Source organism: Pseudomonas syringae CC1557, assembly GCF_000452705.1.
Classification (GTDB): domain Bacteria; phylum Pseudomonadota; class Gammaproteobacteria; order Pseudomonadales; family Pseudomonadaceae; genus Aquipseudomonas; species Aquipseudomonas syringae_F.
The window spans coordinates 4,875,188-4,897,860 of record NZ_CP007014.1; the positions used below are offsets into that span (position 1 = coordinate 4,875,188).

The 22,673-nt window shown below is 58.6% G+C and carries 17 protein-coding genes and 2 pseudogenes; 8 read left to right on the forward strand and 11 right to left on the reverse strand.

The features are described from left to right. Positions 1-20 precede the first annotated feature (20 nt). From clpB to rluD, 3 genes are all read right to left on the reverse strand, one after another. Complete coding sequence (gene clpB / locus N018_RS21505; protein ID WP_024644962.1) at positions 21-2,585, reverse strand: ATP-dependent chaperone ClpB; 2,565 nt, start codon at positions 2,583-2,585, stop codon at positions 21-23. A 170-nt stretch (positions 2,586-2,755) separates the two neighbouring features. Further along, positions 2,756-3,484: a peptidoglycan editing factor PgeF gene (pgeF, locus tag N018_RS21510; protein WP_024644961.1), complete on the reverse strand. Its 729-nt coding sequence runs from the start codon at positions 3,482-3,484 to the stop codon at positions 2,756-2,758. Next, the gene (gene rluD, locus N018_RS21515) at positions 3,481-4,443 is read right to left on the reverse strand and encodes a 23S rRNA pseudouridine(1911/1915/1917) synthase RluD (protein WP_005895286.1); all 963 of its coding nucleotides are present in this window, start codon (positions 4,441-4,443) and stop codon (positions 3,481-3,483) included. Before rluD ends, pgeF begins: the two co-directional genes overlap by 4 nt. Before the next feature lie 149 nt (positions 4,444-4,592). On the opposite strand from rluD, the gene N018_RS21520 reads away from it, so the two are divergent. The 7 genes and pseudogenes from N018_RS21520 (at position 4,593) to N018_RS21550 (ending at position 14,115) form a co-directional block, all read left to right on the forward strand. Next, positions 4,593-5,615 carry an outer membrane protein assembly factor BamD gene (locus tag N018_RS21520; RefSeq protein WP_024644960.1) on the forward strand — a complete coding sequence of 341 codons (1,023 nt, stop codon included), beginning with the start codon at positions 4,593-4,595 and terminating at the stop codon, positions 5,613-5,615. A gap of 118 nt (positions 5,616-5,733) precedes the next feature. Continuing rightward, the gene (locus tag N018_RS21525; protein WP_032632732.1) at positions 5,734-5,973 is read left to right on the forward strand and encodes a PP0621 family protein; all 240 of its coding nucleotides are present in this window, start codon (positions 5,734-5,736) and stop codon (positions 5,971-5,973) included. After that, on the forward strand, positions 5,963-7,555 hold the full coding sequence (locus N018_RS21530) for a sensor histidine kinase (protein ID WP_024644958.1): 1,593 nt from the start codon (positions 5,963-5,965) through the stop codon (positions 7,553-7,555). Before N018_RS21525 ends, N018_RS21530 begins: the two co-directional genes overlap by 11 nt. Before the next feature lie 2 nt (positions 7,556-7,557). After that, on the forward strand, positions 7,558-8,898 hold the full coding sequence (locus tag N018_RS21535; protein WP_024644957.1) for a sigma-54-dependent transcriptional regulator: 1,341 nt from the start codon (positions 7,558-7,560) through the stop codon (positions 8,896-8,898). A 317-nt stretch (positions 8,899-9,215) separates the two neighbouring features. Continuing rightward, entirely contained in the window at positions 9,216-9,833 is a 618-nt protein-coding gene (locus tag N018_RS21540; protein ID WP_024647403.1) for a TetR/AcrR family transcriptional regulator, read from the forward strand. Between the two features lie 81 nt (positions 9,834-9,914). Beyond that, positions 9,915-11,030 (forward strand): efflux RND transporter periplasmic adaptor subunit, encoded by a 1,116-nt coding sequence (locus N018_RS21545; protein ID WP_024647402.1) that lies wholly within the window; start codon positions 9,915-9,917, stop codon positions 11,028-11,030. After that, positions 11,027-14,115: pseudogene (locus tag N018_RS21550) on the forward strand (efflux RND transporter permease subunit). The gene N018_RS21545 and the pseudogene N018_RS21550 overlap by 4 nt, the downstream one beginning before the upstream one ends. A 10-nt stretch (positions 14,116-14,125) precedes the next feature. Here the strand turns inward: N018_RS21550 and thiO are convergent. From thiO to N018_RS21585, 7 genes and pseudogenes are all read right to left on the reverse strand, one after another. Continuing rightward, positions 14,126-15,230 (reverse strand): annotated as a pseudogene (thiO, locus tag N018_RS21555) (glycine oxidase ThiO). Between the two features lie 26 nt (positions 15,231-15,256). Beyond that, on the reverse strand, positions 15,257-15,661 hold the full coding sequence (locus tag N018_RS21560; RefSeq protein WP_024647399.1) for a type IV pilin protein: 405 nt from the start codon (positions 15,659-15,661) through the stop codon (positions 15,257-15,259). Between the two features lie 11 nt (positions 15,662-15,672). After that, the gene (locus N018_RS21565; RefSeq protein ID WP_025389821.1) at positions 15,673-18,861 is read right to left on the reverse strand and encodes a pilus assembly protein; all 3,189 of its coding nucleotides are present in this window, start codon (positions 18,859-18,861) and stop codon (positions 15,673-15,675) included. Continuing rightward, a complete protein-coding gene (locus tag N018_RS21570; RefSeq protein WP_024647397.1) occupies positions 18,848-19,351 on the reverse strand; it encodes a pilus assembly PilX family protein in 504 nt (167 codons plus the stop codon). The genes N018_RS21565 and N018_RS21570 overlap by 14 nt, the downstream gene beginning before the upstream one ends. Before the next feature lie 11 nt (positions 19,352-19,362). Beyond that, positions 19,363-20,067: a PilW family protein gene (locus tag N018_RS21575; RefSeq protein WP_025389820.1), complete on the reverse strand. Its 705-nt coding sequence runs from the start codon at positions 20,065-20,067 to the stop codon at positions 19,363-19,365. Then, complete coding sequence (pilV, locus tag N018_RS21580) at positions 20,064-20,582, reverse strand: type IV pilus modification protein PilV (protein WP_025389819.1); 519 nt, start codon at positions 20,580-20,582, stop codon at positions 20,064-20,066. The genes N018_RS21575 and pilV overlap by 4 nt, the downstream gene beginning before the upstream one ends. Continuing rightward, positions 20,582-21,055: a GspH/FimT family pseudopilin gene (locus N018_RS21585; protein WP_025389818.1), complete on the reverse strand. Its 474-nt coding sequence runs from the start codon at positions 21,053-21,055 to the stop codon at positions 20,582-20,584. The genes pilV and N018_RS21585 overlap by 1 nt, the downstream gene beginning before the upstream one ends. Positions 21,056-21,186: 131 nt before the next feature. Between N018_RS21585 and N018_RS21590 the strand changes: the two genes are divergently transcribed. Continuing rightward, the gene (locus tag N018_RS21590) at positions 21,187-21,687 is read left to right on the forward strand and encodes a GspH/FimT family pseudopilin (protein WP_025389817.1); all 501 of its coding nucleotides are present in this window, start codon (positions 21,187-21,189) and stop codon (positions 21,685-21,687) included. A gap of 6 nt (positions 21,688-21,693) precedes the next feature. Here the strand turns inward: N018_RS21590 and ispH are convergent, their stop codons facing one another. Then, complete coding sequence (gene ispH, locus N018_RS21595; protein ID WP_024647392.1) at positions 21,694-22,641, reverse strand: 4-hydroxy-3-methylbut-2-enyl diphosphate reductase; 948 nt, start codon at positions 22,639-22,641, stop codon at positions 21,694-21,696. Positions 22,642-22,673: the final 32 nt, after the last annotated feature.

The following is a 22,673-nucleotide window of genomic DNA, read 5'->3' on the forward strand; positions in this document are numbered from 1 at the left end:
AAGAGCGTTGACAAGCGCTGTCAGACAAACGTGATCTCGTCGTCGACCACCTTGCCGGTGATCGTCGTACCGGGCATGAAGCTGCCCGAGAGGATCATCTGCGCCAGCGGGTTCTCGATCCAGCGCTGGATGGCGCGCTTCAGCGGCCGTGCACCATAGACAGGGTCGTAACCAACGGCTATCAGCTTATCGAGAGCTTCGGGGCTCAGGGTCATCGACAGCTCGCGCTCGGCCAGACGCTTGCGCAGGCGGCCCAGCTGGATGTCGGTGATACCGGCGATCTGGTCACGCGCCAGCGGTTCGAAGATGACCACTTCGTCGATCCGGTTAACGAACTCCGGACGGAAGTGCGTACCGACTGCGTCCATCACCGCAGCACGCTGCGCCTCACGATCACCGACCAGTTCCTGGATCTGCGCCGAGCCCAGGTTGGAGGTCATGACGATCACGGTATTGCGGAAGTCCACCGTGCGCCCGTGGCTGTCCGTCAGGCGTCCGTCTTCAAGCACCTGCAGGAGGATGTTGAACACATCGGGATGCGCCTTCTCGACCTCGTCGAGCAGAATCAGCGAATACGGTTTGCGACGTACGGCTTCGGTCAGGTAGCCGCCCTCTTCGTAACCGACGTAGCCTGGCGGCGCACCAATCAGGCGAGCCACGGAGTGTTTCTCCATGAACTCGGACATATCGATACGCACCATCGCCTCTTCGGTGTCGAACAGGAACTCGGCCAGCGCCTTGCACAGTTCGGTCTTACCTACACCGGTCGGGCCGAGGAACATGAACGATCCGCTCGGACGATTAGGGTCGGAAAGCCCGGCACGCGACCGACGCACGGCATTGGAGACCGCGACCACCGCTTCTTCCTGGCCGATCACGCGGTTGTGCAGCAGGGTTTCCATGCGCAACAGCTTGTCGCGCTCGCCTTCGAGCATCTTCGACACCGGAATGCCGGTCCACTTCGAGACGACTTCGGCAATTTCTTCCTCGGTCACCTTGCTGCGCAGCAACTGGTTCTCCGGCTTGCCGTGCTGGTCGACCATTTGCAGGCTGCGTTCCAGGTCCGGAATGATGCCGTACTGCAACTCGGCCATGCGGTTCAAGTCACCACGACGACGCGCGGCTTCCAGCTCCTGACGGGACTGCTCGATCTTCTGCTGGATCTGCGCCGAGCCGGTGACTTCGGCTTTTTCCGAGGTCCAGATTTCTTCAAGATCCGCATACTCAAGCTCAAGACGCTCGATTTCGCCCTGAAGTTTTTCCAATCGCTTGATCGCCGCCTCGTCTTTTTCCTTCTTGAGGGCCTGAGCCTCTACCTTCAGCTGGATCAGGCGACGTTCAAGGCGGTCGAGCACTTCAGGCTTGGAGTCGATCTCCATGCGAATACGGCTGGCCGCTTCGTCGATCAGGTCGATGGCCTTGTCCGGCAACTGGCGGTCAGTAATATAGCGGTGGCTCAACTTGGCCGCTGCGATGATCGCGCCGTCGGTGATAGCGACCTTGTGGTGCACTTCGTAGCGCTCTTTCAAGCCACGCAGAATCGCAATGGTGTCTTCTTCGCTTGGCTCGTCGACCAGGACTTTCTGGAAGCGACGCTCAAGTGCAGCATCCTTCTCTATATATTGGCGATACTCGTTGAGCGTGGTGGCCCCCACACAATGCAACTCGCCACGGGCCAGCGCAGGTTTGAGCATGTTGCCCGCATCCATCGAGCCTTCGCCCTTGCCAGCGCCGACCATGGTGTGCAGCTCGTCTATAAACAGAATGATCTGGCCTTCCTGCTTGGACAGCTCATTGAGCAGAGACTTCAGGCGCTCTTCGAACTCGCCACGGTACTTGGCACCGGCAATCAGCGAGCCCATGTCCAGCGACAACAAACGCTTGCCACGCAGGCCGTCCGGCACTTCGCCGTTGATGATGCGTTGCGCCAGCCCTTCTGCGATGGCAGTTTTACCCACGCCAGGTTCACCTATCAGCACAGGGTTGTTCTTGGTGCGGCGCTGCAGGACCTGAATCGTGCGACGAATTTCGTCATCACGGCCGATCACCGGGTCGAGCTTGCCCTCTTCAGCGCGCTTGGTCAGGTCGACGGTGTACTTGTCCAGTGCCTGACGCGACTCTTCGATGTTCGGGTCATTCACGGCACCTTCGCCGCGCAGGTTGTTGATGGCATTCTCCAGCGCCTTCTTGCTGACGCCCTGGCCCAGCAACAATTTCCCGAGCTTGCTGCTTTCATCCATTGCCGCCAGCAGTACCAGCTCGCTGGAAATGAACTGATCGCCTTTCTGCTGGGCCAGGCGGTCTGCCTGATTGAGCAGGCGCGCCAAGTCCTGCGACATGTTGACGTCGCCGGTCGGGTTCTGGATTTTTGGCAGTCGGTCGAGCTCGGCGCTGAGTTCCTTGCGCAGGCTATTGACGTCAAAGCCGACTTGCAGCAACAAAGGCTTGATGGAACCGCCCTGCTGTTCCAGCAACGCCTGCATCAAATGCGCAGGCTCGATGGCTGGATGGTCGAGGCCAACGGCCAACGACTGGGAATCCGATAACGCTAACTGTAATTTACTGGTCAATCTGTCGATACGCATTAGTCACCTTCCTTTTAATGCAGGCCGGAGCAATGAACACACCTATAAAGAAAACCTGCTTGATAGCCAGTTAGATGCGGACGATTCTGCGTGTTTCAAGCGGGCGCGGGTTGATACAGATCAGACGAGCGTCAGGCAAGCCTAGCTGGCCTGCGCAAAACAGCCTGCAATCAGGCGTGTTCGATCCAGATCAGTGAGGCGAAGCGACCTGTGCGGGCGGCACGGCGGTAAGAAAAGAAGCGTGAATCAGTAACGGTATCCAGCCCACCGCCATAAACGGCAGAGATACCGTGGGCAGCCAGTCGCATCCGGGCAAGCGTATAAATGTCGGCCATGAAACGATCAGGATTCGAACTGGCGACAAATGCCCCGGCGGTTTGAAGATGTCTGCTTGTAAATGCCTCGCGCACCTCTGGACCGACTTCAAAGGAAGGCTGGCCGATGGCCGGACCGAGCCAGACAAGAATGTCTTGCGGATCACTTTGCAGGCTGTCCGCTGTCGCTTCCAGCACACCCGCCGCCAGACCGCGCCAGCCTGCATGCGCAGCAGCGACACGCGTACCGTCGCGGCGGCAGAACAGGGCTGGCAGGCAATCGGCGGTCATGATGGTGCACGCCACGCCAGGACTGCTTGTCCAGCTGGCATCGGCTTCGACGACACGGGAAGGGTCGGCATGAACCACGTCCACGCCGTGAACCTGGCGCAACCAGGCTGGCTGAACATTCAGATGAGAGGTCAGGCGCAGGCGATTGCTCGCCACGGCCTCTGGGCTGTCATCGACATGATCGCCCAGATTGAAGCTGTCGAACGGGGCCAGACTGGCTCCGCCCGAACGGGTGGTAACGCACGACTTGATCTGCGCTGGCGCGGGCCAGTCAGGTATCAGCCAGTCATTCACCCGATGAACGCCTCGCGATCCTGCTTGAGCAGCGACAGCAACCAGACAAAATCATCCGGCAGTGGCGATTCCCAGCTCATGCGCTTGCCGGTGATCGGATGATCCAGCTCCAGGAAGCGCGCATGCAGTGCCTGACGCGGGAAGGTCTTGAGTGAATCGACCATGGTCAGGCTCGCGGCGGGCGGAATGCGGAAACGACCGCCGTAAGCCGGATCGCCGACCAACGGGTAGTTGATGTGCGCCATGTGCACGCGGATCTGGTGCGTGCGGCCGGTTTCCAGCTTGACCCGCACATGCGTGTGCGAACGGAAGCGCTCCAGCACGCGGTAATGACTGACCGCCTGCTTGCCACCTTCCATGACCGCCATGCGCTGACGCTGCTGGCCGTGGCGGCCGATAGGCGCGTCGATCTTGCCACCTGCGGTCACCACGCCGATCACGATGCACTCGTAGATACGGCTGACACTGCGACTCTGCAACTGAGTCACCAGTTGTGTCTGTGCCTGAATGGTCTTGGCGACCACCATCAGACCGGTGGTGTCCTTGTCCAGGCGATGCACGATGCCGGCACGCGGGACATTGATGATGTCCGGCACGTGGTGCAGCAAGGCGTTAAGCAGCGTGCCGTCGGCATGACCGGCAGCCGGATGCACCACCAGCCCTGCGGGCTTGTTGATGACGAGGATCTGGTCGTCTTCATAGATAATGTCGAGCTCGATGTCCTGAGCGACCCATTCACCCTGGGCCTCCTGCTCGGCAATCAGCTCGAGAACAGCACCACCATGCACGATGTCACGAGGGCGCAGAACGCCTCCGTCCACAGTCAGGCGGCCGTCCTTGATCCAGGCGGAAAGGCGCGAGCGCGAGTGCTCAGCGAATAATTGTGCGGCGACTTGATCGAGGCGTTGACCGCCCAATTCGGACGGCACCTCTGCGCGAAGTTCTATATTTTCGGACATGACCAGACTAGGTGGCGGCTAGCCTTTGGTTTCGGCAGCGCGCTTGTGGTTAAATACGGCGTCTTTTGTCCCGCCGGTATCGCGGGGCGCTCATCATAACAGGACGGCCCCGCCCAAGACAGCAGGCCGTTATAGGGACGCAAGCCGCCATGCAAGTGAAACACCTGCTGCTGATCGCCATCCTCGCATTGACTGCGGCCTGTTCGTCGAAGGAAGTCATCGACGAAAACCTCAGCGAAGTCGAGCTGTACCAGCAGGCGCAGGCCGACCTGGGAAATAATAGCTATAACAGTGCCACTGAGAAGCTCAAGGCGCTGGAATCACGCTATCCGTTCGGTCGCTACGCTGACCAGGCACAGCTCGAGTTGATTTACTCGAACTACAAAAACGGTGAACCCGAAGCAGCCAAATCCGCTGCCGAGCGTTTCATCCGCCTGCACCCGCAGCACCCGAATGTCGACTACGCGTATTACATGAAGGGCCTGACCTCCTTCGACCAGGACGTCGGCCTGCTGGCTCGCTTCCTGCCGCTGGACCAGACCAAACGTGACCCGGGTGCTGCACGCGACTCGTTCAACGAGTTCGCCCAGCTGACCAGCCGCTATCCCAATAGCCGCTACGCGCCTGACGCCAAGCAACGCATGATTTACCTGCGCAACCTGCTGGCGTCCTACGAAATCCACGTAGCTGACTACTACCTGACCCGTCAGGCCTACGTCGCAGCCGCCAACCGCGGTCGTTATGTAGTGGAAAACTTCCAGGAGACGCCTTCAGTGGGCGACGGCCTGGCCGTGATGGTCGAGTCTTATCAGCGTCTGCACCTCGACGACCTGGCTGCCACCAGCCTGGAAGTGCTGAAGACCAACTACCCGAACCACCCGCAACTGGCTGACGGCAAGTTCACCCCGCGTGAGGCTGAAGCCGACAACCGTTCGTGGCTGTCGAAAGCGACCCTCGGCCTGATCGACGGCAGCGCGCCGCTGCCACCGGGCCAGACCCGTGCCGATCAGGACATCAAGAAGCAGTATCAGGATGCCAAGGACTCGATCCCGAAAGAGCTGTTGCCGGAAAACCAGGCAGAGCTGGACGAGCAGGCCGCGAAAGAAGCTGAAGAGAAAGGCACCAAGAGCCGTTCGTGGTTCAGCTACATGACCCTGGGTCTGTTCGACTGATCCTGAGCGCGTAAAAAAGAGGCCTTCGGGCCTCTTTTTTTTAGCATCACATTAGCCACTGTGCGCCCGCTCGCGGCTTGGCTACACTGCGCCATCGTCAATCACTAAGCGGGTAGTCATGATTCGCCTATTAATGTGGGTCGCGTTGATCGCGGCGGTGATCTGGTTCGTCAAACGCCTGATCAACCCTCCCAAGCAAAAAACCCGCAAACAGCCGCCTGAAATCGATGCTGCGCCGATGGTCCGTTGCGCCCATTGTGGTGTTCACTCGCCTCGCGACCGCGCATTGAGTCAGGGGCAGCACTGGTATTGCAGCGAGGCACACCGGCTGGAAGGCCCTGCGGCACGTGACCGCTGAGACGTCCTACCTTGCCAGCCCACAGGCGCAACGGATTCTGCGCCTGTATCACCTTTATCGACTGACCATTGGCGTCGTATTGGTCCTGTTGATCTCCAGCAGCCTGGAAACCGAACTGTTGCAACTGGCCAACCCGAACCTGTTTCGCTCTGGTTGCTGGCTGTATCTGGTGTTCAATATTCTGGTCGTGGTACTGCTGGAACGGCCTACTCGTCAGTCGCACCTGTTCAGCCTGGCGATGGTCGACGCCATCATGCTGTCCGGCTTGTTCTATGCGGCGGGCGGCCCTTCCAGCGGCATCGGCAATCTGCTGATCGCCTCGGTGGCTATCAGCAACGTATTGCTGCGCGGCCGCATCGGCCTGTTGATAGCCGCCGTGTCTGCCATCGGCATCATTTACCTGACGTTTTACATCAGCTTCGGCACGCCTTCGGTGTCCAACGACTACGTGCAGGCAGGTTCTCTGGGTGCACTGTGCTTCGCCGCTGCGCTGCTGGTGCAGGCGCTGACCGCACGCATGCAGACCAGCGAAGTACTTGCCGAACAGCGAGCAGCGGACGTCGACAGTCTGGAAGAACTCAACGCTCTGATCCTGCAACGCATGCGTACCGGCATTCTGGTGCTGGACGCCCGCCGTCAGGTGCTGCTGGCCAATCAGGGCGCACTGTCTTTACTTGGCCACGAGCGGCTGGTCGGCCAGGTCATCGACGCCTACTCGCCGCAACTGGTGGAGCGCCTGCGCCAGTGGCTGATCAACCCGATCATGTTGCCACGCAGCATCACCTCATCTGCAATCGGGCCTGAACTGCAACCCAGCTTTGTCGCCCTCAATCGTGGCGATCAGCGCCAGACGCTGATTTTTCTTGAAGACCTCTCGCAGATCGCCCATCAGGCGCAACAACTCAAGCTCGCCGCGCTGGGTCGCCTGACTGCCGGCATTGCCCATGAAATACGCAACCCACTGGGTGCGGTGAGCCATGCGGCGCAGTTGCTGAACGAGTCGGAAGCGCTCAGCGCGCCGGATCGTCGTTTGGGGCAGATCATTCACGATCAGTCGCAACGCATCGACCGGGTGATCGAAAACGTCTTGCAGCTCTCCCGGCGACGCGAGGCGCAACCGCAGCTGCTGGATCTGAAAGTCTGGCTGGACGCCTTTGTCGCCGACTTCCGCGACTCCGTCCTGCCCAACCAGCTGCTTCATGTGGAGGTCCATTCCGGCACGCTGACCACCCGCATGGATGCGGAGCAACTGACACAAGTCGTGACCAATCTGGTGCAGAACGGTCTGCGCTACAGCAGCAGAAATCACCCATTAGCGCAGGTCTGGCTGAAGCTGCATCATGACCTGCAAAGCGACCTGCCCATTCTGGAAGTACTGGATGACGGGCCGGGGGTCAGCGAGCCGCATCTGAGCAAGCTGTTCGAACCGTTTTTTACCACCGAAAGCAAAGGCACCGGTCTGGGGCTATACCTTTCCAGAGAGTTGTGCGAAAGCAATCAGGCGCATCTGGAATACGCCCCCCGCGCGGATGGCGGCAGTTGTTTGCGCATCACCTTCGCCCACCCGTTCAAAACGAGCTGAGCATGAGCCCACGGCAAAAGATCCTGATAGTCGACGATGAGCCGGATATTCGCGAACTCCTGGAAATCACTCTGGGACGCATGAAGCTCGACACCCGCAGCGCACGCAATGTTGCCGAAGCGCATGAATGGCTGGCGCGCGAGCCGTTCGACATGTGTCTGACCGACATGCGCTTGCCCGATGGCAATGGCCTTGAACTGGTGCAGCACATTCAGCACGGTTATCCACAGGTGCCGGTGGCCATGATCACGGCCCATGGCAATCTGGACACCGCGATTCATGCGCTCAAGGCGGGAGCCTTCGATTTCGTGACCAAACCGGTCGACCTCAACCGGCTGCGTGAGCTGGTGACCAGCGCGCTGAGCCTGCCCTCAAGCGTTCAACCGGCGTGCAGCATCGACAGCCGCCTGCTAGGCGATTCGCCGCCAATGCGCACGTTGCGCAATCAGATCGGCAAGCTTGCGCGCAGTCAGGCGCCGATCTACATCAGCGGCGAATCAGGCAGCGGCAAAGAGCTGGTGGCGCGGCTGATACACGAACAGGGGCCGCGTAGCGAAAAGCCCTTCGTGCCGGTCAACTGCGGGGCGATCCCTTCTGAACTGATGGAAAGCGAATTCTTCGGCCATCGCAAAGGCAGCTTCAGTGGTGCGCACGAAGACAAGCCCGGCCTGTTTCAGGCAGCCCAAAACGGAACGCTGTTTCTCGACGAAGTGGCTGACCTGCCGCTGGCCATGCAGGTAAAACTGTTGCGGGCGATTCAGGAGAAATCCATTCGCAGCATCGGCGGCCAGCAGGAACAGGTGGTCGACGTGCGCATCCTGTGCGCGACCCATAAAGACCTCAGTGCCGAAGTGGCGGCCGGGCGTTTTCGTCAGGACCTGTATTACCGGCTGAACGTGATCGAACTGCGCGTGCCCTCATTGCGCGAACGCCGTGAGGATATCGACCAACTGGCAGCCAGCGTTCTGCGCCGCCTGGCAGGCAAGGATGCCCAGCCGGTTGCGCGTTTGCATGCACAGGCGCTGGAAACCCTGAAAAATTATCGCTTCCCCGGTAACGTGCGCGAACTGGAGAACATGCTGGAGCGCGCCTACACCCTCTGCGAAAACGATGAGATCCACGCCAGCGACCTGCGTCTGGCCGAGTCCTGCAGCCCCCAGGAACACCATGGCGCGAACCTCGCCGATATCGACAATCTTGAGGATTACCTGGAAAGCGTCGAGCGTAAACTGATCCTGCAAGCCCTCGAAGAAACCCGCTGGAACCGCACCGCTGCCGCAGAACGGCTGAGTTTGTCCTTCAGGTCACTGCGTTACCGGCTGAAGAAGCTGGGGCTGGATTGAGGATCACAACTATCGTACCGACGCTCTGCGTCCGATCTTGCATAGGCGGCGCAGCGCAGATTTGTGACGCGGAGCGTCACCCAAGGCGTTCCCACGCTGGAGCGTGCGGAACGATCAGCGCTGAGCCGGCGCTTTAGGAACGGGAAGCGTCCGTGAGAACACCTATCGTGCCGACGCTCTGCGTCGGTATGCCGTTCTGGACGCTCCGCGTCCGGTCTAGCTCGGGTGTTGCGAAGTATTGAAGCAGCAATAATCATGACCACTCTCAAGCGCAGTCACTCATTGTCCACTCCTATCAATGCCAGTAAGCTCCCCCCATGAACAAAACCATCAGCAATCCCGCAGCAGGCCGTGGTCCGGCAGACCATGAGATTCGTGATCAGATCGTGATTGCGGCCACGGAGCATTTCAGCCAATACGGTTACGGCAAGACCACTGTCTCTGATCTCGCCAGGGCCATCGGTTTTTCCAAGGCGTATATCTACAAGTTCTTCGAGTCCAAACAGGCCATCGGCGAGATGATCTGCGCCAACTGCCTGAGCGAAATCGAGGCTGAAGTCCGCGCAGCGGTCAACGACGCGAGCACCCCACCGGAAAAGCTGCGACGCATGTTCAAGTCGGTTGTCGACGCCAGCGTGCGGCTGTTCTCACAAGATCGCAAGCTGTACGAAATCGCCGCTTCGGCAGCCACTGAGCACTGGCAGGCAACGTTGATTTATCAGGAACAGCTCCAGGAAATCCTTCAGGAGATTCTCCAGGAAGGTCGGCAAACCGGCGACTTCGAGCGCAAGACGCCGCTTGATGAAACCGTCGCGGCGATCTACCTGGTGATGCGAACCTACTCCAATCCGCTGCTCCTGCAGCACAGCTTCGATTACACAGACGAAGGCCCCGCCCAACTGTCCAGCCTGGTGCTACGCAGCCTGTCGCCGTGAGTAAAACAGATTTGTGACTATTGACTAATTTGGTCACTAGAATCAAAGTGCAGGTCTCGATCACTGCACGTTGAGATTCCCATGCTCCGGCACCGCCTCGCCCTGCTCACTTTTGCCTGTGTTCTACCGATCGCACTGACCGCCTGCAGCGAAAAGACGCAATCGGACCCGCGCACCGAATCGCCTTTGGTGCGCGTCGCAACCCTCAAAGAGGCTGTCGTAGCACCCCGCGCCTTCACCGGGACTGTGGCGGCGAGAGTGCAAAGCGATCTGGGCTTCAGGGTTTCCGGCAAGGTACTGGAGCGATTTGTCGACACTGGGCAAGCCGTAAAACGCGGGCAACCGCTGATGCGTATCGATCCTGCAGACCTGAAACTGGCTGCCCAGGCGCAACGCGAGGCAGTGACTGCCGCCAGAGCGCAGGCCAGGCAGACGGCGGATGATGAGGCGCGCTACCGAAACCTGCGCAGCAGCGGCGCAATATCGGCTTCAAACTACGACCAGATCAAAGCCGCAGCCGACTCGGCCAAGGCTCGACTCAGCGCCGCCGAAGCGCAGGCAGAAGTTGCTTTCAATGCGACCCGTTATGCAGAACTCATCGCGGATGCCGACGGTATCGTCATGGAAACCCTCGTTGAACCTGGCCAGGTCGTCAGCGCCGGACAAGTGGTAGTGCGGGTTGCACATGCAGGGCCTCGTGAAGCCGTCATTCAGCTCCCGGAGAACCTGCGACCGCGCATAGGTTCTGCCGCGCAAGCCACGCTGTTCGGCAATCAGGACCTCAACACCAGCGCTCGGCTGCGACAGCTCTCGGACGTTGCAGACCGCCAGACCCGCACCTTCGAGGCGCGTTATGTGCTGGAAGGCGATATGGCCAATGCGCCGCTGGGCACCACCATCACCGTGAAAATTCCAGGCACAGACGCCTTCGGACAGGACGTTTTCCAGGTACCGATCAGCGCCTTGTACGACGCGGGCAAGGGACCGGGCATCTGGGTCATCAAAGGCGAGTCGGCGCAGGCTTACTGGACGCCGGTAACCGTCCGCCACCTTGATGACGAGCACGCTTTTATCAGCACCCAGCTCAGCCCCGGCGTGCCGATAGTCGCCCTGGGCGCACACCTGCTGCATGACGCCCAGCCCGTAAGAGTGATCGCGCCAGCGGCGGCCAGCGTGGCCGAGAGTGCGCAACCATGAGCGGTGATCGTTTCAACCTGTCGGCACTGGCGGTGCGTGAGCGCTCGATCACCCTGTTTCTGATCTGCCTGATTTCATTGGCCGGAATCATTGCGTTTTTCAAACTGGGTCGCGCTGAAGACCCGCCTTCACGGTCAAGGTGATGACCGTGGTGTCGGTCTGGCCCGGCGCAACTGCGCAGGAGATGCAAGACCAGGTCGCGGAAAAGATCGAAAAACGCCTGCAGGAACTGCGCTGGTACGACCGTACCGAAACCTACACCCGACCGGGTATGGCGTTCACAACCCTGACCTTGCTCGACAGCACGCCGCCCTCACAGGTCCCGGATGAGTTCTATCAGGCGCGCAAGAAAATCAGTGACGAGGCCATGACACTCCCATCCGGAGTCATCGGGCCGATGGTCAACGATGAATACTCTGATGTCACTTTTGCACTGTTCGCGCTGAAGGCCAAAGGCGAGCCACAGCGCGTGCTGGTCCGGGACGCCGAATCTCTGCGCCAACGCTTGCTGCATGTGTCAGGCGTGAAGAAAGTCAATATCGTCGGCGAGCAGCCGGAACGGATTTACGTTGAGTTCTCGCATGAGCGACTGGCAACGCTGGGGATCAGCCCTCAGGACGTATTCACCGCACTGAACAACCAGAATGCGCTGACTGCGGCAGGCTCGGTTGAAACCCGTGGGCCGCAGGTGTTCATTCGGTTGGATGGCGCGTTCGATGAGTTGCAGAAAATCCGCGACACACCGGTCGTGGCGCAGGGCCGCACGCTGAAGCTGGCGGACATCGCAACGGTCAAACGCGGTTACGAAGACCCGGCGACGTTCATGATTCGCAGTGGCGGCGAACCCGCGCTGCTGCTGGGTATTGTCATGCGTGACGGCTGGAACGGCCTGGACCTGGGCAAGGCACTGGATCGAGAAGTCGGCGCGATCAACGCCGAGCTGCCACTAGGCATGAGCCTGAATAAAGTCACCGATCAGGCCGTCAACATAAGCTCGTCGGTCGACGAGTTCATGATCAAGTTCTTCGTCGCCCTGCTGGTGGTCATGCTGGTCTGCTTCATCAGCATGGGCTGGCGTGTCGGCGTGGTGGTCGCTGCCGCCGTACCGCTGACCCTGGCGATGGTCTTCGTGATCATGGCCATGAGCGGCAAGAATTTTGACCGCATCACACTGGGCTCGCTGATCCTGGCCCTAGGACTGTTGGTCGACGACGCGATCATTGCCATCGAAATGACGGTGGTGAAAATGGAAGAAGGTTATGACCGCATCGCCGCGTCTGCCTACGCCTGGAGCCACACCGCCGCCCCCATGTTATCCGGCACGCTGGTCACCGCCGTCGGCTTTATGCCCAACGGCTTCGCACGTTCCACTGCGGGCGAATACACCAGCAACATGTTCTGGATCGTGGGCATTGCACTGATTGCCTCGTGGGTCGTCGCCGTTTATTTCACACCGTATCTGGGCGTCAAGCTGCTGCCTGACGTGAAGCAGGTCGAAGGCGGGCACGCAGCGCTTTACGACACACCGCGCTACAACCGTTTCCGCCGGATTCTAGCCAGGATCATCGCTGGCAAATGGATGGTCGCAGGTTCGGTCATCGGGCTTTTTGTGCTGGCCGTGCTGGGCATGGGGCTGGTCAAGAAGCAGTTTTTCCCGGTGTCTGATCGCCCTGAAGTACTGGTCGAAGTGCAGATGCCTTACGGCACATCAATCGCGCAAACCAGTGCCGCCGCCACAAAAGTGGAAAACTGGCTGGCCGAGCAGGCCGAAGCTACCATCGTCACCGCCTACATCGGCCAGGGTGCGCCACGTTTCTACATGGCGATGGGCCCGGAATTGCCTGACCCGTCATTCGCCAAGATCGTGGTCCGCACTGACAGCCAGGAACAACGCGAAACGCTGAAACACCGATTGCGCCAGGCGATCTCCGAAGGCTTGGCGGCGGAAGCGCGTGTGCGGGTCACACAGTTGGTATTCGGCCCGTATTCAGCATTCCCTGTTGCCTATCGTGTCAGCGGCCAGGACCCGGACATGCTGCGTAGCATTGCTTCGCAGGTGCAGCAGGTCATGACCGCCAGCCCGATGATGCGCACGGTCAATACCGACTGGGGCAGCCGCACACCGACTTTGCATTTCACCCTGCAACAGGACCGCATGCAGGCCATCGGCTTGAGCTCCAGCCAGGTCGCGCAACAGCTGCAGTTCCTTCTGACGGGCCTGCCCGTTACTGCGGTGCGTGAGGACATTCGCACGGTGCAGGTGATCGCCCGCTCAGCTGGAGACACGCGCCTCGATCCGGCGAAAATAATGGACTTCACCCTCGCAGGCGCCGACGGGCAGCGTATTCCGCTGTCGCAGGTGGGGAGCGTCGACGTGCGCATGGAAGAGCCGGTAATGCGACGTCGTGACCGCGTGCCGACCATCACAGTGCGCGGCGACATCGCCGACGGCCTGCAACCACCCGATGTGTCGACAGCCATCACCCGGCAGTTGCAGCCAATAATCGACACCTTGCCCAGTGGCTACCGGATTACGCAGGCAGGCTCAATCGAAGAGTCCGGCAAGGCGATGGACGCGATGCTGCCGCTGTTCCCCATCATGCTGGCGGTGACGCTGATCATCATCATTCTGCAAGTGCGCTCGATATCGGCCATGGTCATGGTGTTCCTGACCAGCCCGTTGGGACTCATCGGAGTGGTGCCTACGCTGATTCTTTTTCAGCAACCGTTCGGCATCAATGCACTGGTCGGGCTGATCGCCCTGTCGGGCATTCTGATGCGCAACACGCTGATTCTGATCGGCCAGATTCATCATAACGAGCAGGCAGGGCTTGATCCGTTTCAGGCGGTGGTCGAGGCAACCGTACAACGTGCGCGCCCCGTGATACTGACGGCGCTGGCGGCCATTCTGGCCTTCATCCCGCTCACCCATTCGGTGTTCTGGGGCACGCTCGCCTACACGCTGATCGGCGGCACCTTCGCGGGTACGGTACTGACACTGGTGTTCTTGCCCGCCATGTATTCGATCTGGTTCAGGATCAGGGCGCAGGGTAACAACAGGCCGATGACTGTACAGTCTGAGTGAATGCAGTCAGTCAGAAATGCAGGCGGCCTGCCGGTGCGTAAGGCGCTGGGTCAATGATGGGCTTGCGGTCCAGCAGCAAGTCGGTGAGCAATTGGCACGACGCAGGGGCCAGTACCAACCCGTTGCGGTAGTGACCGCAGTTCAGCCAAAGCCCTTCGAAACCGGCAAGCGGCCCGATAAAGGGGATGCCTTCGGGTGAGCCTGGACGCAGCCCGGCCCACTGGGCGATGGGTTCGGCATTGGTCAGTTCTGGTAGCAACTCAATGGCCGATGCCCTCAAGCTTTCCAGAGCAGCCTGCGTGGTGGTCTTGTCGAACCCTTCGTGTTCCAGCGTACTGCCGATCAGGATATGCCCGTCACGACGCGGGATTGCATAACGCCCTTTCGCCAGCACCATGCTCGACAGAAAATCCGATGCGCATTTGTAGAGGATCATCTGACCTTTTACCGGCTCGACCGGCAGGTCCACGCCGAGAGTCTTGAGCAGCTCACCGCTCCAGGCGCCTGCAGTGAGAATCACCCGATCCCCGATGACAGCACCTGACGGTGTGTTAACGCCTGAAACCCTGCTGCCTTCACGCACAAAGCCGCTGACTTCGCACTGCTCCGCGAATCTCGACATTGGGCATCGCCAGCAAGGCCGCCTTAAGCGATTTGACCAGCCGGGGGTTGCGCACATTGGCCACATTGGCCATGTAGATCGCCCGTGAGTACCCCTCCCCCAGCACCGGCACGGCATCATGCACAGCCGAGATATCGACACTGCTCAAGGGCCGCTTTTCGCGGGCAGCCCACTCAAGCGCGGCCTGTTCGTCATCGAGGTCGAGCCAGTACAGGCCGGTGGTATGAACTTCGGGATCGACGCCGGTCTGCGCGAACAAGCGCTCACCGAGGAGCGGATAGAAGTCCTGCGACCAGTGCGCCAACGCGGTGACCGCCGGGCTGTAGCGCCATGGATAAAGCGGCGAAACGATCCCGCCACCGGCCCATGAAGATTCCTGGCCGACGGCGGAGCGATCAAGCAATACGACGTTGACCTGTTCGGAAGCGAGATTGAAGGCGGTCAGCAGACCTATGACTCCACCGCCGACGATGACTACTTTCTGCTTGGACATCTTGCTCTCGGGACAGGAAAACGGTTTCAGCGGCCCCAACAGTCTTTCGGGGTCACGCCGGCTGTGGCGCCTGGATTGGTGCGCGCTCCGGTGTTGGTGATCACGAAGCTGCCGCACTTGTCGCCAGCCATCATCGAGCCCGGGATGGGGTCGGCTGTCAGGGTGAAATCGGTGGCGTTTAGGACCGGCGTAATTTTGTAGTACGTATTGGCAGCCACCACCGTCGCCCCGGCGTAGCTAGCCGGACTGATTCTAGAATAATAGCGCTCCAGCGCCTGCGTTTGCTCCGACAGCAGACTGGCGATAGCCGAACGCTGAGTGCGTTTTACGTACTCGGTGTAACTGGGATAAGCGATGGCGGCCAGAATACCGACAATCGCCACGACGATCATGAGTTCGATCAACGTAAAGCCCCTGGATGTCGCGCGCATGATTAGTTTCCCTATTGGATTTGTCGCCACATGATGCGTTGAAAGACCGTCGCAGATAAGGGCTCTATAAAACCGAAGATATTTCCTTTGCTGTCCGTTACATAGGTCACTGCATTGGAGGACGAAGAAACCACCGAAGCCAGATTTGGAATACCCGCGCCAAAACCGATGCCAGACACCAATATATCGCTGGTGGTGATGTCACCGTCCCCATTGGTATCAAGGAAGCGATAAGTGAGCATACTGCCGGTTATCGGTTCCAGCTCTAACAGTCGACCTGTCCCCGTACTTTCGCAGGGATCAGTTGAGTTTACCGCCGCTGTAGTGAACGCAATTCGCCCCCTGATGGTTTGTGCCGGGAAGATAATTCGTTCACCCACATATGGCGCGCCTGTAGAGAGCGGCAAATACCAGCCTTTCTGGCTCGTCCAATCCACTTTATTCGACCTGGAGGTAAAATAGGTTGCTCCAGATCCGGTCGTACTCGAAACGATCTGCTGGGCCTGCAGGTTACCCTCTACGATACCTCCAACTCCTCCGTCTGCATCCCATATGGCATAGAAATCCTGTAGCGCAGTTGTCTGCTTGTCGGCCGTTTCAAGAAACTTGCCGGTCCCGAAATAGATAAGCTTTCCGTTAAGAGGGTGGTCCAGAATATAGGGCTGTACGGTAATCGGCTGGCCCGCGCCTCGTGGCGCAGTAAACAAAGGCGATCCACTGAATGCAACCTTCCAGCCGCTGGCAGCATTAGAGCTCAAATCAAACTTCCACATGCGCCCTTTCAGGTCGCCTGCGTAAGCCGCCTGAACCACGTTCTGCGAGTTCACGCGCAGCTTTACCGATGACAGCCCGTTATCCGTTTCGCTGCCAATGGCCGGAGTAGGGATTTCAGCGATCAGCGCTCCCGTCGACGCATTCAGCACGAAAAGAGAGGCTCGGCCGGTAAAGCTGCCGTAACCATTGCCGACCACGACTATCCCGGTGCCGTCATTCATTCGGGCGGCCTCAGGCCTGGAGTAGGTGTACCCCAGATTATTGAATTTGTTGTTGGTGTTAGAGGTGTCAGGCGCTTTGACTTCCCAAAGAGCACCTACGTTATTGGTTGTGCCCTCAAACAGCCTGATAGCAAAGAACGCCTTGCCGCCGGCGCCCAGTCCGCTTGCAGCGACTGTGCGCCACGTAGCACCGCTGCCATTCTGGGTATCAAATACAGCTATCTGCCCGTCTGCTGTAAATTTATGCACCCCTGCCCCATAGTTGCTTGCTGCGATAGTGGCCAGCGAGTTCAGCGCCGTCGATGGCATATAGCCGTAAGTGCGCTTGCCTGTGCCGGGAGTAATCACGTTAAAGAAACCGTCGTTGGCATTGACCAGCAGGCTTGAGCTCATGTTGTTGGCCTTGATGGTCAGATAATCAGAGTAGGACGTGCCGGTGCCGTAATCTGTGGACGTCTTCTCCGAAGGGCTCGTAACCAGCAGATTGGTATTGATCAAATCGCCCAGCACTCGCGTGCGAGTTCGCAACGCCGCATTTGCAGTGCCTTTGGCCCAGGCGATCATTTGCGAACCGTTCACGCCATTAGGCAACGTAGCAGTAAATGCAGTTTGCTGGGCAGGAGACAGGGCAGTGAAATTCAGCGCAATGACCGCAGACGATAACGTATTCCAGCTTTCGTAGGTCGGCGGAGGGGTAGAGCTCGCTAATATCGTTGTGTCGGAAGACCAGGCGAGAGCACCTGTAGCCCCGGTGCTGGCATCCAGCTTGAAGGCATTTACCGTGCCGTGCCAGTCAGTCGGGTCATACAGCGTCTGGAAGAAAAGCGTGCCCGACGCCAAGGACGAGGAGTTCGATGACGCACCTCCGCCAGAACCCGCCTTCGCGTAAATATCACTCAACGCAAGGTTCAATGCAGCGTTCAAACCAGCACTATCGTTGGTCTGAAAATACTTTCCATGCCCATGGTTGTCGTCTGCAGCATCAATCAGCATCTGGTTCGATGCTGTGAAACCGATGGTGTAGGTACTCAGGTTTTGCTTGGTGAAACCTGCGTTATCCCAACTTTTACCAGTCAGGTCACCGCCTGGATTCACAGCGTCGCGTCGCAGGTCAATGTCGTAAGCGAATTTGGCCAGATCGTCCAGATACAGCGTGTCACCCTCACCATCACCCGACAGATTGTCTCCATCGTTGGCCGCATTAAGATCCCAGTTGGGTAGCGAACGAGTGGTATTCAGAACATCGTCTGGGTCGTTGGTCGGGAAGGTTCGATCGTAGGTTGGCAAGCCATCGGTAACCACGACACCGTAGTTTTTCTGGCAACGGTATTGAATCGGACTCACATAGTTCGAACCGTTCTGATAGTACGGTGACATGCCGCGAAAATACCGCGTGATCTCATAATAGGTCTCAGCCAGCGGGGTGTTGGCTGTCGGGTTCAGGTCGGCAATGGCCTGCTTGAGGGCCGTAATATTGTCATTAGCCTGGGCCTGAGTGACGCCATTGGTGGTGCCTGCCACCGGGGATAGATCGGTGACGACTCTTGCAATCTTGCCACCTGGTCCGAGGTCGAAATTATTCGGATCGTTGAACGTGGCAAGCCCGATTCTTAGCGACGTATTGTTGGTCACCAGATTGGTTGCTACGGTTTTGGCAACGTTCATCCGGTAATCGTTGGGGATGACACCAGTAAGGTAGTTGCGAACTCCGAAGTTAGGCTGGACCAGATCGATCAGATAGGACAGGTAATTGGCGGTATAACGCGTTAGCCCGCCTCCGGCAGGATCAGGAAGGGCGAGGCAGTATCGAATATTACCGCGAAAAACGGGACGCCCTCCCGACGGGCAAAGCAGCGACAGATCGAAAATACTGATGCCGTTGATATCTCCCAACGACAACGTATCGTCTCCCGAGATCGTGCTCGCAAAAGGACAGACAACGGTGATGAAACCACTTATACATTGAGTGGAGTAATAAGTGATGTCCGACCGCTTAATCGTCGGATCGAACCCTGCCGCCCAGATGATGTTGTACATACTCCCGGAGTTATCCACGAGCAGCATCAGATTCGGCGCCACCGCCGATGCACTGAGCAATGGCACCTGCGCGGGGGTAAACGCGTAAACCGGCGTCGTCATGTACAACGCAAACAATGCGCCGTAAATGTACCTCAATGCACCACGCAGCACCTTAACAGTTGGCATAAATGCTCTCCAGCACCGTGCGCGGGGCGGTCTGACTGGAAACGGGAGCAACAGCAGTTACCCGATAAAGCGTCGCGGCACTTGAAGTTTTACACTTTACCGGCGTCATCGTAGTGCCCAGATTCTGAATGGCATACACCCCGCCGCCCGCCGCTTCAAACCACGTCACACCGGCGCTACCTGCACCTTTGCCTTGCACCGTATTGAAGTCGGTAGGTGGCGCACAATTGGCTTGAGAGCACACAGCCATTGAGAAACCCGCCTTTTTAATCTCCGACTCCCCAAGGCGCAACGCCGCTTCAGCCATTTGAAAGGATTGGTTACGGACCATTACGCTGCCCGCCATCTTCTCCTGCAACGTGGCGTTCTGCATCGATGAAATACCCAGCAGCGTCAGCAGCAGCAGGAATACCAGACTGACCAGCAACACCATGCCGCGCTGTCGGGCAGCGAAGGCATGGGGCACATTAAGGCGCACGATCTTGTTCATGTTCGGCCTGTTCAAAAGCGGTTACGCAAATAGGCGACGACGCTGTACTGCTGAGTATTGACGCGTCCATCCGGGTCCTTCAGCGTCAAGAGGATGCGGACGCTGCGTATATCGCCGGCATTGGCTTCGGTAATGGTCCGGGTGTAAGTCATCGGATTGCCCACCATGCCGAAGAGAAAATCCAGTCCGACCACGTTCTGTAGCAGCGGCTCTGGCTTACCACCCGTGGTGGCCTGGATAGTCAGGTCTGTGCCGCTCAGTGTGTAAACCAGTTGCCGCAAGGGAAACGCGGTTTGCCCGGCAGTTGGAGCACGCGCACCGGCATATAGCTGGAGCGTTGATTGGCAATCCGAAATGATCGTCCAGGTGGGCGAGCCTCCTGTAGTGCCAATATCAGCAGTTATCAGCGTCAGTTTATTGTTCGCGTTATCCCACAGGATCGGGTTATCCATCGCTATGGGATAGGTTATAGCTGGCGAAACAGGTATGTAACCACTGAAGCTAAGGCAGCCATACATACCGGTCATCCTGATTTCCTGTACCAGTTTGCTCAAGATGAAACGGGCATCTTCCTGCATGCGCGCGGCAGCGTTCTGGCTCTGAAACGTGCCTCTGGAAGCGGTGAATATCTGGATGATGCCCAGGCTCACTACCAGCCCGAGCACCAGTGCCACCATGATTTCGACCAGTCCGAAGCCTCTGGAAGCTTTTCTCATGGGGAGACCCCGATGCGCGAGACTAGCTTGAAGCTTTGAGGTGGCGGCGTAACAGTCGCACTGCCTGTTGCCTGATTGCTCGCACCGGCGGCACGTGTGTCGCTCCAGCCAACGGTAATAGTCACCAACGTAGAGTCACTGACCACAATGCTGCCCGTGCCGCTCGTGCTTGCAAAATTAATGATATTGGCTCTGAAATCAGACAGATCCTGATCTCTGGCCTTGTTCAGGTTGGCAACAGGGGCCAAATCCAGACTTGCCAAACCATAAGTCGCCAACACATTGCTGTTCGACCCATTGGCACTCGCATTACCATCAACGTTGGCGCGAATACGGTCCATCATGTCGTAGGCAATGAAGCTGGCCTGGCTGCTCATGGTCGAGCTGTCGGTGTATTTGAGCGCATTAAGCTGAATAGCCGCAGCCCCCAACAGCCCGATAGCCAGGATCAGTACCGAAACCAGTACCTCGATCAAGGTCATGCCGGTCTGGCGATGTCGGGTGTTGTAAAGCATCAGCAGCTTCCACCGAGGACAATCCGCCCAGTCAGGCAAATACTCATGTTTTTAGTCGTGCTGCCTCGGGTGTAGGTCATGGTTACCGCCGAAGCCGGGGCTATAAGCCCGCCCAGATTATTGAAGTCAAATGCCGCTACGTTAGGGTTCGATACCAGCGTCCCCCCGCCGCTCATAGCGGCAATGGTACGAAGCGCAGTAGGCGGCGTCTTGGTGTCGGAAGCCAGATACACCTGCAATTCGCCGGTCCAGGCGGTCCCGCTGGTCGGTGCAATTCGCACTGTCACTCCCCTGTTTATCGCCTCAAGTCGCGCATAGTTGAGCGCTCGCTGCAAATCGCTGAGTTCTGTGTCGGCTTTGTTGCTCTGGATGGAGCTGGTGAAATTCGGGATCGCGATAGCCGCCAGGATGCCCACCAGGGACACAGTGACTAACAATTCGATGAGGCTGAATCCCTTGGCTATATGACGCATTGAGTGTCTCCTAGACGTTATGACTATAAGGCAGCAACGCCGCAGGAAAATCCATAGCGAGACGTACGGTTGTTTTGCGACGACGAACGTCCGCAAGGTTCGGAAACGGCGTTTTCCAGGGAGGAAAGCACATGAAGCATGCAGGATTCACACTGGTCGAATTACTCATCGTGGTTGCACTGATCGCCATTCTCGCCAACATCGCAACACCTTCTTTCAAGGAACTGATCGAATCAAATCGTGGACTCGCAACGGCTCAGGAGCTGGCCAGCGGCATCCGCTCGGCAAGAGTCGCCGCGATCACGCGCAATCAGATCGTGACGATTTACGCCATCGAGCAAGACTGGAGCAATGGCTGGCGGATCATACTCGACACAGATGGCAAAGGGCCTGACGAAAACGATACGTTACTGGTGGAACGCGCCAATGGCGGTGAGACACGGGTTGCTGGCAGCCCAAAGCGAGCCAGACAGCTGAGCTTCAATGGCCTTGGAGGGTTGCGGGGCAGGACTAACGATACGCTGCATGTTTGCGTCAGGGACCAGCCGGTCAGCCGCTATCGCGTGATAGTGGCTGCCACCGGCCGGGTCAGGATCGAAGACACAAAAAGGGAAACAGCCTTGTGCGGCTGAGCGATGTCAGAGCAGCGACTTGACGCGCAGCTCCTTGGGCATCGAGAAGGTGATGTTCTCCTCACGACCCGCCAGCTCATCCGCGCCGGTCGCGCCCCAGGCGTGCAGTTGCTGAATCACCCCACGCACCAGCACTTCCGGAGCCGATGCACCGGCGGTGATGCCGATCTGTTGCACGCCGTCGAACCAGCTCTGCTGCATGTCTTCAGCGCCATCGATCAGGTACGCCGGGGTGGCCATGCGCTCGGCCAGTTCGCGAAGACGGTTGGAGTTGGAGCTGTTCGGGCTGCCCACCACCAATACCACGTCGCACTCGTCGGCCAGTTGCTTGACGGCGTCCTGACGGTTTTGTGTGGCGTAGCAGATGTCGTCCTTGCGCGGCCCGCCAATGGCCGGGAAACGCGTGCGCAAGGCGTCAATGACACGGCTGGTATCGTCCATCGACAATGTGGTCTGGGTCACGAAGGCCAGCGAGTCCGGGTTGCGGACCTGTAACTTCGCGACGTCACTTTCGTCCTCGACCAGATAGATCGCGCCGCCATTGATGGCGTCGTACTGACCCATGGTGCCTTCGACTTCCGGGTGACCGGCATGACCGATCAGAATGCACTCGCGACCGTCCCGGCTGTAGCGGGCGACCTCGATATGTACTTTGGTGACCAGCGGGCAGGTGGCATCGAACACTTTCAGGCCACGACCTGCGGCTTCTGTGCGAACGGCCTGGGAAACACCGTGGGCACTGAAAATAACGATGACGTCGTCCGGCACCTGGTCCAGTTCTTCGACGAAGATCGCACCGCGAGAGCGCAGGTCTTCGACGACAAATTTGTTGTGAACAACTTCATGGCGCACGTAGATCGGCGGACCAAACACTTCCAGAGCACGATTGACGATTTCGATCGCACGATCCACTCCGGCACAGAAGCCGCGGGGGTTGGCGAGTTTGATTTGCATGCTGTGCCTCATGTGCGGAACAGCCCGGCCGA

Coding starts and splice junctions, on each gene's coding strand:
- N018_RS21525 (WP_032632732.1), top strand. CDS start 5,734: ATGATTCGCCTATTAATGTGGGTCGCGTTGATCGCGGCGGTGATCTGG.
- pilV (WP_025389819.1), bottom strand. CDS start 20,582: ATGCTTTACAACACCCGACATCGCCAGACCGGCATGACCTTGATCGAG.
- ispH (WP_024647392.1), bottom strand. CDS start 22,641: ATGCAAATCAAACTCGCCAACCCCCGCGGCTTCTGTGCCGGAGTGGAT.
- N018_RS21590 (WP_025389817.1), top strand. CDS start 21,187: ATGAAGCATGCAGGATTCACACTGGTCGAATTACTCATCGTGGTTGCA.
- clpB (WP_024644962.1), bottom strand. CDS start 2,585: ATGCGTATCGACAGATTGACCAGTAAATTACAGTTAGCGTTATCGGAT.
- N018_RS21545 (WP_024647402.1), top strand. CDS start 9,915: ATGCTCCGGCACCGCCTCGCCCTGCTCACTTTTGCCTGTGTTCTACCG.
- N018_RS21565 (WP_025389821.1), bottom strand. CDS start 18,861: ATGCCAACTGTTAAGGTGCTGCGTGGTGCATTGAGGTACATTTACGGC.
- N018_RS21560 (WP_024647399.1), bottom strand. CDS start 15,661: ATGCGCGCGACATCCAGGGGCTTTACGTTGATCGAACTCATGATCGTC.
- N018_RS21585 (WP_025389818.1), bottom strand. CDS start 21,055: ATGCGTCATATAGCCAAGGGATTCAGCCTCATCGAATTGTTAGTCACT.
- rluD (WP_005895286.1), bottom strand. CDS start 4,443: ATGTCCGAAAATATAGAACTTCGCGCAGAGGTGCCGTCCGAATTGGGC.
- N018_RS21540 (WP_024647403.1), top strand. CDS start 9,216: ATGAACAAAACCATCAGCAATCCCGCAGCAGGCCGTGGTCCGGCAGAC.
- N018_RS21570 (WP_024647397.1), bottom strand. CDS start 19,351: ATGAACAAGATCGTGCGCCTTAATGTGCCCCATGCCTTCGCTGCCCGA.
- N018_RS21535 (WP_024644957.1), top strand. CDS start 7,558: ATGAGCCCACGGCAAAAGATCCTGATAGTCGACGATGAGCCGGATATT.
- N018_RS21575 (WP_025389820.1), bottom strand. CDS start 20,067: ATGAGAAAAGCTTCCAGAGGCTTCGGACTGGTCGAAATCATGGTGGCA.
- N018_RS21520 (WP_024644960.1), top strand. CDS start 4,593: ATGCAAGTGAAACACCTGCTGCTGATCGCCATCCTCGCATTGACTGCG.